14 protein-coding genes are annotated in these 14102 nt (G+C 73.4%); 8 read left to right on the top strand and 6 right to left on the bottom strand.

What is annotated here, in order from left to right; genetic code table 11:
* Positions 1 to 69: 69 nt before the first annotated feature.
* Both fabI and fabG read right to left on the bottom strand, forming a co-directional pair.
* A complete protein-coding gene (fabI, locus tag AB0P35_RS24450; protein ID WP_095872645.1) occupies positions 70 to 837 on the bottom strand; it encodes an enoyl-ACP reductase FabI in 768 nt (255 codons plus the stop codon).
* 3 nt (positions 838 to 840) lie between these two features.
* Entirely contained in the window at positions 841 to 1560 is a 720-nt protein-coding gene (gene fabG, locus AB0P35_RS24445) for a 3-oxoacyl-[acyl-carrier-protein] reductase (RefSeq protein ID WP_095872646.1), read from the bottom strand.
* Between the two features lie 298 nt (positions 1561 to 1858).
* Between fabG and AB0P35_RS24440 the strand changes: the two genes are divergently transcribed.
* The 6 genes from AB0P35_RS24440 (at position 1859) to AB0P35_RS24415 (ending at position 7692) form a co-directional block, all read left to right on the top strand.
* Positions 1859 to 2995, top strand: a complete 1137-nt coding sequence (locus tag AB0P35_RS24440; RefSeq protein WP_363514156.1) for an MBL fold metallo-hydrolase — start codon at positions 1859 to 1861, stop codon at positions 2993 to 2995.
* A 160-nt stretch (positions 2996 to 3155) separates the two neighbouring features.
* The gene (locus tag AB0P35_RS24435) at positions 3156 to 4688 is read left to right on the top strand and encodes a TldD/PmbA family protein (protein ID WP_363514154.1); all 1533 of its coding nucleotides are present in this window, start codon (positions 3156 to 3158) and stop codon (positions 4686 to 4688) included.
* Positions 4688 to 6085: a metallopeptidase TldD-related protein gene (locus AB0P35_RS24430; protein WP_363514151.1), complete on the top strand. Its 1398-nt coding sequence runs from the start codon at positions 4688 to 4690 to the stop codon at positions 6083 to 6085. Before AB0P35_RS24435 ends, AB0P35_RS24430 begins: the two co-directional genes overlap by 1 nt.
* Positions 6086 to 6121: 36 nt before the next feature.
* On the top strand, positions 6122 to 6667 hold the full coding sequence (locus tag AB0P35_RS24425) for an RNA 2'-phosphotransferase (protein WP_363514205.1): 546 nt from the start codon (positions 6122 to 6124) through the stop codon (positions 6665 to 6667).
* 86 nt (positions 6668 to 6753) lie between these two features.
* On the top strand, positions 6754 to 7155 hold the full coding sequence (locus AB0P35_RS24420) for a DUF3099 domain-containing protein (RefSeq protein ID WP_363514148.1): 402 nt from the start codon (positions 6754 to 6756) through the stop codon (positions 7153 to 7155).
* Between the two features lie 282 nt (positions 7156 to 7437).
* Entirely contained in the window at positions 7438 to 7692 is a 255-nt protein-coding gene (locus AB0P35_RS24415; protein ID WP_363514145.1) for a hypothetical protein, read from the top strand.
* Positions 7693 to 7718: 26 nt separating this feature from the next.
* On the opposite strand, the gene moaA is transcribed toward AB0P35_RS24415, so the two are convergent.
* The 4 genes from moaA to AB0P35_RS24395 all read right to left on the bottom strand — a co-directional run bounded on the left by moaA (position 7719) and on the right by AB0P35_RS24395 (position 12106).
* Positions 7719 to 8708, bottom strand: a complete 990-nt coding sequence (gene moaA, locus AB0P35_RS24410; RefSeq protein WP_095872652.1) for a GTP 3',8-cyclase MoaA — start codon at positions 8706 to 8708, stop codon at positions 7719 to 7721.
* Positions 8709 to 8865: 157 nt separating this feature from the next.
* Positions 8866 to 10476 (bottom strand): cation acetate symporter, encoded by a 1611-nt coding sequence (locus tag AB0P35_RS24405; protein WP_363514142.1) that lies wholly within the window; start codon positions 10474 to 10476, stop codon positions 8866 to 8868.
* Positions 10473 to 10835, bottom strand: coding sequence for a DUF485 domain-containing protein (locus tag AB0P35_RS24400; protein ID WP_363514139.1), 363 nt, complete (start codon positions 10833 to 10835; stop codon positions 10473 to 10475). The genes AB0P35_RS24405 and AB0P35_RS24400 overlap by 4 nt, the downstream gene beginning before the upstream one ends.
* A 227-nt stretch (positions 10836 to 11062) precedes the next feature.
* Positions 11063 to 12106, bottom strand: a complete 1044-nt coding sequence (locus AB0P35_RS24395; protein WP_095872655.1) for a zinc-dependent alcohol dehydrogenase family protein — start codon at positions 12104 to 12106, stop codon at positions 11063 to 11065.
* A gap of 170 nt (positions 12107 to 12276) precedes the next feature.
* Here AB0P35_RS24395 and AB0P35_RS24390 point away from each other — a divergent pair, with 170 nt between their 5' ends.
* Together AB0P35_RS24390 and AB0P35_RS24385 are read left to right on the top strand one after the other, a co-directional pair.
* Complete coding sequence (locus AB0P35_RS24390) at positions 12277 to 13287, top strand: DEDDh family exonuclease (protein WP_095872656.1); 1011 nt, start codon at positions 12277 to 12279, stop codon at positions 13285 to 13287.
* Between the two features lie 17 nt (positions 13288 to 13304).
* Complete coding sequence (locus AB0P35_RS24385) at positions 13305 to 14102, top strand: SURF1 family protein (protein WP_363514135.1); 798 nt, start codon at positions 13305 to 13307, stop codon at positions 14100 to 14102.

Genomic DNA, 14102 nt, shown 5'->3' with positions numbered 1-14102 from the left:
CCCGCCGCGCGCAGTTCCCCGCGCCCCTATTGGTTCACCCGGTCATTGGTTCACCCGGTGTGCAGGCTGTCAGGCGCCGATCGCGTGGAGGCCGCCGTCGACGTGGACGATCTCGCCGGTGGTCTTCGGGAACCAGTCCGAGAGCAGGGCGACGACGCCGCGGCCGGCCGGCTCCGGGTCGGAGAGGTCCCACTTGAGCGGCGAGCGGGTGCTCCAGGTGTCGGCCAGCGCGCCGAAGCCCGGGATGGACTTGGCGGCCATCGAGCCGATCGGGCCCGCCGAGATCAGGTTGCAGCGGATGTTGCGCTCGCCGAGGTCGCGGGCGAGGTACCGGTTGGTCGCCTCCAGGGCGGCCTTCGCCGGGCCCATCCAGTCGTACTGCGGCCAGGCGAACTGCGCGTCGAAGGTCAGGCCGACCACCGCGCCGCCGTCCTGCATGAGCGGCAGCAGCGCCATGGTCAGCGACTTCAGCGAGAAGGCGGAGACCTGCATGGCGGTGGCGACGGACTCCCACGGGGTGTTGAGGAAGTTGCCGCCGAGCGCGTCCTGCGGGGCGAAGCCGATCGAGTGGACGATGCCGTCGAGGGTCGGCAGGTGCTCGCGGACCTGGTCGGCGATGCCGGCCAGCTGCTCCTCGCTGGAGACGTCGAGCTCCAGGACCTTCACGGGCTTGGGGAGCTTCTTGGCGATGCGCTCGGTCAGGCTCGGCCGCGGGAAGGCGGTGAGGATGATCTCGGCGCCCTGCTCCTGGGCCAGCTTCGCGGTGTGGAAGGCGATGGACGACTCCATCAGCACACCGGTGATCAGGATGCGCTTGCCCTCAAGGATTCCACTCATGGTTCAGTGACCCATGCCCAATCCGCCGTCGACGGGAATGACGGCTCCGGTGATGTATGCGGCCTCGTCGGAAGAGAGGAAGCGGACCGTGGCGGCGACCTCGGAGGGCGCGGCGTAGCGGCCGAGCGGCACGCCGGACACGATCTCCTTGCGGCGATCCTCGCTGAGCACCGCGGTCATGTCGGTGTCGACGAAGCCGGGCGCGACCACGTTGATGGTGATGTTGCGCGAGCCGAGCTCGCGGGCGAGGGAGCGGGCGAAGCCCACCAGGCCGGCCTTGGAGGCGGCGTAGTTGGCCTGGCCCGGCGAGCCGAGCAGGCCCACCACGGACGAGATCAGCACCACGCGGCCCTTGCGGGCGCGGAGCATCTTGGTCGCGGCGCGCTTGACCACCCGGAAGGTGCCGGTGAGGTTCGTGTCCAGGACGGAGGTGAAGTCGTCCTCGGACATGCGCAGCAGCAGGGTGTCCTTGGTGATGCCGGCGTTGGCGACCAGCACCTCGACGGCGCCCTGCTTCTCCTCGATCTCCGCGAAGGCGGCGTCGACCTGGGCCGCGTCGGTGATGTCGCACTTGACGGCGAGGACCTCGTGCGCGGCCAGCTCGGCCGGGACCTCGCCCGAGCGGCTGGTGATGGCGACCTTGTCGCCGGCTTCGGCGAAGGCCTTGGCGATCGCGAGGCCGATGCCCCGGTTGCCTCCGGTGACGAGAACCGAGCGGCTCAACGATCCACCTCTCTCCGTAGTTGGCGGCGGCCCGTCGAGCGGCGGCCGGTTGGCCGCCGGGCCGCAGCGGTACGCCGGTGACGCGTACGCACTGTGACGCTATCGGTCCTGGTGAGCCCGCGACGAATCGACCTCCCACAGGTCCGTCCGGCGGGAACTGTCGCTTCCCGACAACGCGTCCGACTTGGACGGGAACAACCGGCCGGGCCGTACCCGTTGCCCTCTGGGCGGCGCGGTCCCGGGCCGCACCATCAGCGAGGCCCGGCACACGGTCGGTGACGAGAGAGCGGGAGCACGGATGACCGAGGCACAGCCCCCCAGTTCCACCGGGCGGCAGGGCCGCCTGCTGGCCCTCACCGCGCTGGCGGCCGCGGTGGGCGGCGCGGCGTGGGCGCTGCGCGACCTGCCGGCGGCGTTCGGCGGCCGGCCGGACGGCGAGCGCGAGGAGCGGATCCGCCGCTCCCCGCAGTACCGGGACGGCGTGTTCCACAACGCCGAGTCCGAGCTGGCCAGGCCGTCGATGCCGGGCGCCGAGACGGTGCGCCGGATGCTGCTCGACCGCGACGGGCGCCGGCCGTCCCTGCCGGTGCCGACGGTCCGTCCCCGGCACGGCGAGCGGCCCGCCGAGGGCGTGGAGGTCGTCTGGTACGGGCACGCCTCCGTCCTGGTGGAGATCGAGGGCGCCCGGGTCCTGCTGGACCCGATCTGGAGCGACCGCTGCTCGCCGTCCGCGCACGTCGGCCCGAAGCGGCTGCACCCGGTGCCGGCCGACCTGGCGGAGCTGCCGCCGGTGGACGCGGTGCTGATCTCGCACGACCACTACGACCACCTCGACATGGCCACCGTGAAGCGGCTGGTGACGCTGCAGTCCGCGCCCTTCCTGGTGCCGCTGGGCATCGGCAGCCACCTGCGGCGCTGGGGAGTGCCGGAGCACCGGATCATCGAGCTCGACTGGGACGAGACCTGCACCCTGGGCCCGCTCACCCTGACGCTCACCTCGGCGCACCACTTCTCCGGCCGGGGCACCACCCGCAACACCACGCTCTGGGGCTCGTGGGTGATCGCCGGGCCGAACCGCAAGGTGTACTACACCGGCGACTCCGGCTACTTCGAGGGCTACGCGCGGATCGGCGAGGAGCACGGCCCGTTCGACGCCGCGCTGGTGCAGATCGGCGCGTACGACGAGGCCTGGGCCGACATCCACATGACGCCGGAGGACGCCGTCCGCGCCCACCGCGAGCTGCGGGCGGGGCTGCTGGTGCCGGTGCACTGGTGCACCTTCAACCTGGGCCTGCACCCGTGGGCGGAGCCGATCGAGCGGCTGCTGGTGGAGGCCAAGGCGCAGGCCGTACCGCTGGTCGTGCCGCGGCCCGGCGAGCGGGTCGACGTGGACCAGCCGCAGGAGCTCGACGGCTGGTGGGAGACGGTCGCCTGACGGCTCGTCCGGCGACCGCCCGGGGCGCGCGCCGCGCCCCGGGCAACACGCCCACGGCAAATCCGCTGGCTACCGGAGCGGTCGACGGTCCATGATGCGATGCGGGTTCCCCTGCCCGGGGGTGCCCGCCGCCCCCAGACCGTTCGACCCAGGGAGCCCGATGCCGCCCACAAGCCGCGCCGTCGACCCGCTGTTCCTCGGCTATCCGTTGCACGCCCTCGCCGACGCCGCCCTCACACGGGCCCGCGAACTCGGCGCCGGCCACGCCGACTTCCGCCTGGAGCGGGTCCGCAGCGCCTCCTGGCGGCTGCGCGACGCCCGCCCCTCGGGCACCTCGGACTCGGTGCAGCTCGGCTTCGCCGTCCGCGTGCTGCTGGACGGCGCCTGGGGCTTCGCCGCCGGGGTCGACCTCACCACGGACGCGGCGGTCCGGGTCGCCGAGCAGGCGGTCGCGGTGGCCCGGCTGTCCGGCGGCATCAGCCGCGCGGCCGGGTCCGAGGACGTGGTGGAGCTCGCCGAGGAGCCGGTGCACGCCGACGCGGTCTGGGTCTCCTCGTACGAGGTCAACCCCTTCGAGGTGCCGGACGCCGAGAAGACCGCCCTGCTCGCCGACTGGAGCGGCCGGCTGCTCGCCGCGGAAGGCGTCTCGCACGTGTCGGCGGCCCTGCTGACGGTGCAGGAGAACAAGTTCTACGCGGACACCTCGGGCACCGTCACCACCCAGCAGCGGATCCGGCTGCACCCCTCGCTGGAGGCCACCTCCGTCGACGAGCGCACCGGCGCCTTCGACTCGATGCGCACCCTGGCCCCGCCGGCCGGCCGCGGCTTCGAGTACCTGCGCGGCACCGGCTGGGACTGGGACGCCGAACTCGCCGAACTGCCGGTGCTGCTGGCCGAGAAGATGAAGGCGCCGAGCGTCACGGCGGGCCGCTACGACCTGGTGGTCGACCCGTCCAACCTGTGGCTGACCATCCACGAGTCGATCGGCCACGCCACCGAGCTGGACCGCGCGCTCGGCTACGAGGCCGCCTACGCGGGCACCTCCTTCGCCACCTTCGACAAGCTCGGCACGCTCGCGTACGGCTCCGGGCTGATGCACGTCACCGGCGACCGCACCGCCGAGCACGGCCTCGCCACCATCGGCTACGACGACGAGGGCGTCGCCACCCAGTCCTGGGACCTCGTCAAGGACGGTGTGCTGGTGGGCTACCAGCTCGACCGGGCGATGGCCCGCCTCAAGGGCCTCGGCCGCTCCAACGGCTGCGCCTTCGCCGACTCCCCCGCGCACGTCCCGGTGCAGCGCATGGCGAACGTCTCGCTGCAGCCCGCGGCCGGCGGCCCCGACACCGGCGGGCTGATCTCCCAGGTGGAGAACGGCCTGTACATCGTCGGCGACCGCTCCTGGTCGATCGACATGCAGCGCTACAACTTCCAGTTCACCGGCCAGCGCGCCTACGCGATCCGCAACGGCCGACTGGCGGGCCAGGTCAAGGACTTCGCCTACCAGGCCACCACCACCGACTTCTGGGGCTCGATGAGCGCCGTCGGCGGCCCGCAGACCTACGTGCTCGGCGGCGCCTTCAACTGCGGCAAGGCCCAGCCGGGCCAGGTCGCGGCGGTCAGCCACGGCTGCCCGTCCGCGCTGTTCCGCAACGTCAACGTGCTCAACACCCAGCAGGAGGCCGGTCACTGATGAGCGCCATCAAGCCCCACGAGCTGGTCGAGCGCGCCCTGGAGCTGTCCCGCGCGGACGGCTGCGTCGTCATCGCCGACGAGGAATCCACCGCCAACCTGCGCTGGGCCGGCAACGGCCTCACCACCAACGGTGTCACCCGCGGCCGCCGCCTCACCGTGATCGCCACCGTGGACGGCGCCGAGGGCACCGCCTCCGGCGTGGTCTCCCGGGACGCCGTCACCCCGGACGAGGTGGAGTCGCTGGTGCGGGCCGCCGAGGCCGCCGCCCGCGACGCCGGGCCCGCCGAGGACGCCCAGCCGCTGATCCCCGCCCGCCCCGCGTCGGCCGACTTCACCGCGCCGCCCGCGGAGACCTCCGCCGACGTCTTCGCGGCCTTCGCCCCGGCGCTCGGCGAGGCCTTCGCCCGGGCCCGCAAGAACGGCGAACTGCTGTACGGCTTCGCCCGGCACGAGGTGACCAGCAGCTACCTCGGCACCTCGACCGGCCTGCGGCTGCGGCACGACCAGCCCACCGGCACGGTCGAGCTCAACGCCAAGACCGCCGACCTCAGCGGCTCCGCCTGGGGCGGCGCCGCGACCCGCGACTTCACCGACATCGACGTCACCGAGCTGCACACCGGGCTCACCCGGCGGCTCGCCTGGGGCCGCAAGCGGATCGACCTGCCGGCCGGCCGCTACGAGACGCTGCTGCCGCCGTCGGCCGTCGCCGACCTGCTGGTCTACCTCAGCTGGTCCTCCGGCGGCCGGGACGCCTTCGAGGGCCGCACCGTCTTCTCGAAGGCGGGCGGCGGCACCCGGATCGGCGAGCGGCTCAGCCCGCTGCCGCTCACCCTGCGCTCCGACCCGGCCGAGCCCGGCCTGGAGGCCGCGCCGTTCGTCCTCACCCACTCCTCGGGCGACAACGACTCGGTCTTCGACAACGGCCACCCGCTCGCCGCCACCGACTGGATCCGCGACGGCGAGCTGGCCAACCTGCTCACCACCCGGCACTCCGCCGGGCTGACCGGCCTGCCGCTGCACCCGCCGGTCGACAACCTCGTCCTGGAGACCGCCGACCAGTCCTCGGCGCCCACCCTGGACGAGATGATCGCCCGCACCGAGCGCGGCCTGCTGCTCACCTGCCTCTGGTACATCCGCGAGGTCGACCCGGCCACACTGCTGCTCACCGGCCTCACCCGGGACGGCGTGTACCTGGTGGAGAACGGCGAAGTGGTCGGCGCGGTCAACAACTTCCGGTTCAACGAGTCGCCGGTCGACATCCTCGGACGGATCACCGAGGTCGGTCGCACCGAGCGCTGCCTGCCCCGAGAGTGGGGCGACTGGTTCACCCGGGCGGCGATGCCGCCGGTGCGGGTGGCCGACTTCAACATGAGTTCGGTCAGCCAGGCCTCCTAGCGGGGCCGGGCGACGGGGGGAGAGGTACCCGACATGATGGACGAGAAGCAGACGGTCAGAGTCTCCAAGCGGCTGTCCCGCATCCTGCGGCACGACCCCGGGTCGGTCGGCATCACCCTGGACGGGGCCGGCTGGGTCCGGGTGGACACCCTGCTCGCCGCGCTGGCCCGGCAGGGCCGCGCGGTCAGCCGGGCCGAGCTGGACCACGTCGTGGAGACCAACAACAAGCGCCGTTTCGCCTTCTCCGAGGACGGCCTCTCGATCCGCGCCAGCCAGGGCCACACGGTCGACATCGACCTCGGCCTGCCGCCCAGCGACCCGCCCGCGGTGCTGTACCACGGCACCACCGGGCGGGTCCTGGAGGCGATCTTCCGCGAGGGGCTGCGTCCGATGGCCCGCCAGGACGTGCACCTCTCCGCGGACACCGAGACGGCCGTCCGGGTCGGCTCCCGGCACGGCCGCCCGGTCGTCCTGGCCGTGGACGCCGCCGGGATGTCCCGCGACGGCCACGAGTTCCGGGTCAGCGCCAACGGCGTCTGGCTCACCGACACCGTCCCGCCCGGGTACCTGCGGAAAGCCTGAGCCCCCGGCCCCCTGTGACCGTCGGCACGGCGTACCGTGAAGAGGCCGCACCCGCGGGGGCGCGGTGACGGACGAAGGCGGTAGCGATGGCGAAGAGCGCCGGCAACGGGCAGGTCTTCCGGATCACCGGGGCCCGGAGCAGCCTCACGGAGGACGTGCGGGGCCGCCAGCGGCGGTACGTGATCTCGATGCTGCTCCGCACGGTGTGCGTGCTGCTCGCCGTGATCCTCTGGGACGTCCAGCGGTTCGTGGCCTTCGCCGCGCTGGCCGGCGCCGTGCTGCTGCCGTACTTCGCGGTGGTGATCGCGAACGCCGGCCGCGAGCGGGCCCCCGGCCTGCCGAGCACCTTCGCGGTGCCGCCGGAGACCCCGCTGATGCTGGGCCCCGGCGGGACGGGCGGCGGCGGGCGCCCCGCCGAGGGCGGCGACGCGGGCCCGCGCGCCGACCGGGACGGCACGGACGGCCCGGACGACCCGGCCTCCGGCTGAGACGCATACGGACGCATCGCCCGATCCGTCCGCTTCTGTTGGCTTTCGCCCGGCAGAACCCTCAGCGGAGCCTCAGATTAATCATGAAAGGCCTAGCCACGCGGGGGTTCCGGCGTGACATACTGCGTACGCGCTCCGCATCCCCCGTCGGAGCGACAGACCGACGCCGGGCGGCTCCCCCCGTGGCTGCCCGGCGTCGTCATGCCCGCGTGCGGGAGCGCCTTCCGGGGGTGCGAGACTGGCCGTGACAGCTCCGGCAGCTCCCCCCAGGACGGCCCCACCATGGACACCCCCACCCTCGGCCTCTTCGGCACCACCGGCGCCCCCGCCGGCCCGGACGGCCCGCCGGTCTGCTCGGCCAAGGGCTGCCGCGGGACCGCCGCGTGGGTCCTGGTCTGGAACAACCCCAAGCTGCACACCCCGGACCGCCGGAAGACCTGGCTGGCCTGCGACGAGCACCGCGAACACCTCTCGCAGTTCCTCGGCGTCCGCGGCTTCCTGAAGGAGGTCGTCCCCTTCGCCGACTTCGAGGGCTGAGCGGGACCACCCGGGGCGCGCCTCGATCAGCCGCCGATGGCGGACATCGGGCGGTCGGGCTGGTGGAAGGTCGGGTCGTCGATGCCGGCACCGGCCTTCTTGCCCCACATGGCCTTCCGCCAGAGCTCGCCGATCTCCTCGTCGCCCGCGCCCGAGCGGAGCGCCTCCCGCAGGTCGGTCTCGTCGGTGGCGAACAGGCAGTTGCGGATCTGGCCGTCGGCGGTGAGCCGGGTGCGGTCGCAGGCCCGGCAGAACGGTCGGGTGACCGAGGCGATCACGCCGACCCGGGCGGGGCCGCCGTCCACCAGCCAGCGCTCGGCGGGGGCCGCGCCACGGGCCGCGGTCGGCTCCGGGGTGAGCTCGAAGCGGGTCCGCAGCAGGACGAGGATCTCCTCCGCGGTGACCATCTGCGAGCGGTCCCAGCCGTGCTGGGCGTCCAGCGGCATCTGCTCGATGAATCGCAGCTCGTAGCCGCGCTCCAGACACCAGGCGAGCAGGTCGGCGGCCTCGTGGTCGTTGACGCCGCGCATCAGGACGGCGTTGAGCTTCACCGGGGTGAGCCCGGCGGCCTCGGCGGCGGCCAGGCCGTCCAGCACGTCCTGGTGGCGCCGGCGCCGGGTGAGGGTGTGGAAGGTCTCCTCGTCGAGGGTGTCCAGCGAGACGTTGACCCGGTCCAGGCCGGCCCGCTGCAGGGCGGCGGCGGTGCGGGCGAGGCCGATGCCGTTGGTGGTCAGCGAGAGTTCGGGGCGGGGCTCCAGCTCGGCGCAGGCGGCGACGATGCCGACCAGGCCGGGCCGCAGCAGCGGTTCGCCGCCGGTGAAGCGCACCTCGCGCACCCCGAGGTCGCGCACCGCGATGCCGACCAGCCGGACGATCTCCTCGTCCGTGAGCAATGACGGCTTCGCCAGCCACTGCAGGCCCTCCTCGGGCATGCAGTAGGTGCAGCGCAGATTGCAGCGGTCGGTGAGGGACACGCGCAGATCCACGGCCTGTCGGCCGAAGGTGTCGAGCAGCATCGCGGCCCCCTTTCCCGAAGCCTGTGTTCCGTGGCGCCCGCGGCCCGGAAGACCGCGGGCCCGGCCGCCGTTGCGGGCGGGCCGGGCCAGCTTATCGATCGGGGCGGTGCCCGTCCGGGGTCCGTCCGGTCGGTGGGCTCCGGTCGGCGAACTCCGGTCAGTGGGCGCCGAGCCCGGTGAGCGAGCGGACCTCCAGTTCAGCGTACTTCGCCGGGTCGGCGGTCTCCTTGGAGAGCAGAGTGCCGATCCAGCCGGCCAAGAAGCCGACCGGGATGGAGACCAGGCCGGGGTTCTCCAGCGGGAACCAGTGGAAGTCGACGTCGGGGAACAGCGAGTTCTTGCCACCGGAGACGACGGTGGAGAACACCACCAGGGTGACGGAGGTGATCAGGCCCGCGTAGACGGAGCTGACCGCGCCGGCGGTGTTGAAGCGCTTCCAGAACAGCGAGTACAGCAGGGTCGGCAGGTTGGCGGAGGCGGCGACCGCGAAGGCCAGGGCGACCAGGGCGGCGGCGTTCAGCTTGTCCGCGAAGATCGACAGCAGGATGGCGATCGCGCCGATCGCCACCGCGGCCAGCTTGGCCGAGCGGACCTCCTCCTTCTCCGAGGCCTTGCCCCGGCGGATCACGTTGGCCCACAGGTCGTGGGCGAAGGAGGCCGAGGAGGCGAGGGTGAGGCCGGCCACGACGGCGAGGATGGTGGCGAACGCGACCGCGGAGATCACCGCGAGCAGGATCGCCCCGCCGGTGGAGCCGGCGCCACCGCCGAGCTGCTCGGCGAGCAGCGGGGCCGCGGTGTTGCCGGCCGCGTTGGACGCCTTGATGGCCTTCGGCCCGACCAGCGCGGCCGCGCCGAAGCCGAGCGCCAGGGTCATCAGATAGAAGCCTCCGATGATGCCGATCGCCCAGAGCACGGACTTCCGGGCGGCCTTCGCGGTGGGCACCGTGTAGAAGCGGACCAGGATGTGCGGCAGGCCCGCCGTGCCCAGCACCAGGGCGAGGCCGAGGCTGAGGAAGTCCAGCTTGGTGGTGCCGGTGGCGCCGTACTTCAGGCCGGGCTCCAGGAAGGCCGCGCCCTTGCCGCTGGCCTCGGAGGCAGCGCCGAGCAGGCTGGACAGGTTGAAGTGGTACTTGGCGAGCACCAGGACGGTCATCAGTGCGGTGCCGGCGATGAGCAGCACCGCCTTGACGATCTGCACCCAGGTGGTGCCCTTCATCCCGCCGATGGCGACGTAGATCACCATCAGCGCGCCGACCGCGACGATCGTCCACCGCTTGGCGCCGTCGCCGCTGACCCCGAGCAGCAGGGCGACCAGCGAGCCGGCGCCGACCATCTGGGCCAGCAGGTAGAAGATCGACACCACGATGGTGGAGACGCCGGCGGCGGTCCGCACCGGGCGCTGGCGCATCCGGAAGGCCAGCACGTCGGCCATGGTGTAGCGGCCGGAGTTGCGCAGCGGCTCGGCGACCAGCAGCAGGGCGACCAGCCAGGCCACCAGGAAGCCGATGGAGTAGAGGAAGCCGTCGTAGCCGAAGAGCGCGATGGCGCCGGCGATGCCGAGGAACGAGGCCGCCGACATGTAGTCGCCGGAGATGGCGAGGCCGTTCTGGAAGCCGGTGAAGCCGCGGCCGCCGGCGTAGAAGTCGGCGGCGTCCTTGGTCTGCCGGCCGGCCCAGATCGTGATGCCGAGGGTGGCGGCCACGAAGAGGCCGAACAGGGTCATGGTGAGGCCGCGGTGGTCGCTCGCGGCGCTGGCCAGCTGGATCATTCGGCGGCCTCCCGGGGGGCGTGGACGGCGGCGGCGGAGTGGCTCTCGCGGATCGCCCCGGCGGGCGGGTCGAGCCGCCGGTCCGCGTAGCGGGCGTACCAGGCGGCGATGGCGAAGGTGGAGGCGAACTGCAGCAGGCCGAGCACCAGCGCGGTGTTGACGTGGCCGACCACCTTGGCGGCCATGAACGCCGGTGCGTAGCTCGACAGCAGCACGTACAGCAGGTACCAGATGATGAAGCCGATGGTGACCGGGAAGGCGAAGCTCCGGAAGGCGGACCGCAGTCCGCGGAACTCCTCGCTCTCCTCGATCCGTTGCACGTCTACGGCGGCGGCCTCGGCGGCCGGTGGAGTGTCCACGCGGTGTCTCCTGACGTCGGCGGGGTGCGCGGGTGGATCACTGGGGCGTGAGGGGCATCACAGGCACGGTGCGGCTGCATGCTAGATCCACCGCACCGCGCGCGACAGCGTCCGCGCACGATCGGCCGCGGGCCGTCCCCGATCTGGCCGAAAATCGTCAGCGCGAACACCGGGGCGGCGCCGCGTGCGCGGCACCGCCCCGGTGGTTCAGGCGTGGTGAGGGAGCGTCAGAAGGAGATCCGGACCTTCAGCGCCTCGCGGTCGTGCATGGCGCGGTAGCCGTCCGGCACGCCGTCCAGGTCGACGGTGCGGTCGAAGACCAGGCCCGGGTCGATCGCGCCCGACAGCACGTCCGGCAGCAGCTCGGGGATGTAGGCACGGGCGGGGGCGACACCGCCGGCCAGCGCCACGTTCCGGCCGAACATCTGCGCGATGTCCACGCCGGCGCTGCCGCCGTGCGGCACGCCGACGTAGCCGACCGCGCCGCCGTCCCGGGCGATCGAGATCGCGGTGCGCATCGACTCCTCGGTGCCGACGGCCTCCAGGACGGCGTGCGCGCCCTGACCGCCGGTCAGCTCCTTGACCGCCTCGATCGCGGCCTCGCCGCGCTCGGCGACCACGTCGGTGGCACCGAAGCTGCGGGCGATCGCGGTGCGCTGCTCGTGCCGGCCCAGCGCGATGATCCGGCCGGCGCCGAGCCGCTGGGCGGCGAGCACGCCGCACAGGCCGACCGCGCCGTCGCCGACCACGGCCACCGTGGCGCCGGGCCGCACCCGGGCGGCGACCGCAGCGTGGTGGCCGGTGCTCATCACGTCCGAGAGGGCGAGCAGGCCGGGCAGCAGCTTCTCCTCGCCGGCCGCCTCCTTCGGCAGCTTGACCAGGGTGCCGTCGGCGAACGGCACGCGGACGGCCTCGCCCTGGCCGCCGTCGGAGCCGACCTCGCCCCAGAAGCCGCCCTCCGGGCAGGAGGTGTGCAGGCCCTCGCGGCAGAAGTCGCAGGTGCCGTCGGACCAGACGAAGGGGGCCACCACGAAGTCACCGCGGGTGAAACCGGTCACCTCGGAGCCGACCTCCTCGACGATGCCGAGGAACTCGTGGCCGATCCGCTGCCCGGCGACCCGGGACGCCACGCCCCGGTACGCCCACAGGTCGCTGCCGCAGATGCAGGCGTTGACCACCCGCACCACGGCGTCGGTCGGCCGCCGGACCACCGGGTCGGGCACCTCCTCGATCCGGATGTCGTTGGGGCCGTGGATCACGGTGGCGCGCATGGGGCTTCCTTACGGGGTGCGGGGGTGGTTCGTCGGGGTGCTGACGACCCGGGGAGGGTCGCGAGGATGTACGACCGCTCCGACGACCACTCTATTCCGGCCCGGTCGGGGCCACCGCCCGCCGCCGATCGGCCCGGCCCCGACACCGGTCGGCCTTAGAGTGGTGCACCATGCATGCGATCGAGTCCCCGCGGGACGGCCTGGCCGCCCTCGCACCCCTCCCGGCGCCACGCCCCGCCGCCGAGGCCGGCACCGGCTTCGCCGTCGTCGACGTCGAGACCACCGGGCTCGGCCGTGCCGACCGGGTCGTCTCCGCGGGCGTGTACCAGCTGGACGCGCAGGGCGAGGTGACGGCGCACTGGTACACCCTGGTCAACCCGGGCCGCGACCCCGGGCCGGTGTGGATCCACGGGCTGACCGCCGAGATGCTGGCCGACGCCCCGACCTTCCCCGAGATCGCCGGGGAGCTGGCGGACCGGCTGCGCGGCCGGGTCATGGTCGCGCACAACGCGCTGTTCGACTGGAACATGATCGCCCGGGAGTTCGCCCGCGCCGGGCTGCGCGCCCCGGTCGAGCAGCGGCTGTGCACCATGGTGCTCTCCCGCGATCTTGGCCTGCCGCTGCCCAACGGCAAGCTGGCCTCACTGGCCGCGCACTTCGGGGTGCGGCAGCAGCAGGCGCACAACGCGCTGGACGACGCCCGGGTGCTCGCCGAGGCGTTCCGGCCCAGCCTGCAGCTGGCCCGGGAGTTCGGGGTGCCGCTGCCGCTGACCACCTGCGTGGCCGTCACCGACCTCGGCGAGGACTCCCCCGCGCCGTCCCGCGGCCCCTCCTGGTCGTCCTCCTACCGCCCGAGCCGCAAGCGGCCGGCCTGCCCCTACCCGAACCCGGGCCGCTGGCTGGACGGCTCCCCGCTGGTCCAGGGCATGCGGGTGGCGATCACCGGCGACACCGCCACCGAGCGGGAGGTGCTGGAGGACCGCGCGATCGAGGCCGGCCTGCACATCGCGACCTCGGTGAGCCGGCTCACCAGCCTGCTCGTCACCAACGAGCCGGGCAGTTGGAGCGGCAAGGCCCGCAAGGCCCGCGAGCACGGCACCCCGGTGGTCGGCGAGGACGCCTTCCTCCAGCTGCTGCGGGAGGTCGCACCCCACCCCGGTGTCCGGTCCGCGGATCAGTAGGGCGTAGCGTGCCGGGTGTGTACCGATTTCTGCTGTCCCGGCGCTGGGCGGTCATCACGCTGACCGTGCTGCTGCTGATCCCCGTCATGGTCCGGCTGGGGTTCTGGCAGCTGCACCGGCACGAGGCTCGGGTCGCCCGCAACGACCTGATCGCGCGCAGCCTGAAGGCGGCGCCGGTCGCGTTCGACTCGCTGTCCTCCCCCGGGTACGCCGTGCCGGGCGACCTGACCTGGCGCACGGTGACGGCCACCGGTACGTACGACGCCGCGCACGAGTTCGTCGTCCGCGGCCGCACCGAGCCGGACGGCAGCAGCATCGGGTACTTCGTGGTGACGCCGCTGCGGCTGGCCGACGGCCGCGGCTCGGTGCTGGTCAACCGGGGCTGGGTGGACTCCGGCACCGATGCCACCAGCTACCCGGCGGTGCCGGCGCCGGCCGGCGGGCAGGTCACCGTGACCGGCCGGCTGCGCGCCGACGAGACCACGGCCAGCAGCGGCATCCGGGACCGCGGCGGCCTGCCGGACCGGCAGTTCAAGCTGATCAACAGCGCACAGCAGGCGAAGGTCACCGGCGCCACCGTGCTCGGCGGCTACCTGGAGCTGGCCTCCGCCACCCCGGCCGTCGGCGACTCCCCCGTGCTGCTCGGCGAGCCCAACCACTCGGACATCGGCCCGCACATGGCCTACGCCGTGCAGTGGTGGCTGTTCGCCGCGCTGGTGCCGGTCGGCCTGGTGGTGCTGGCCCGCCGCGAGGCCAAGGAGCGGGCGGCCGAGCTGGCCGCCGCCGCGCCGGCCGCGGAGCTCGCGGACGCGTAG

It is taken from the genome of Kitasatospora sp. NPDC085879, assembly GCF_040686255.1.
Lineage (GTDB): Bacteria > Actinomycetota > Actinomycetes > Streptomycetales > Streptomycetaceae > Kitasatospora.
This window is presented reverse-complemented; position numbering and strand designations above follow the sequence as displayed.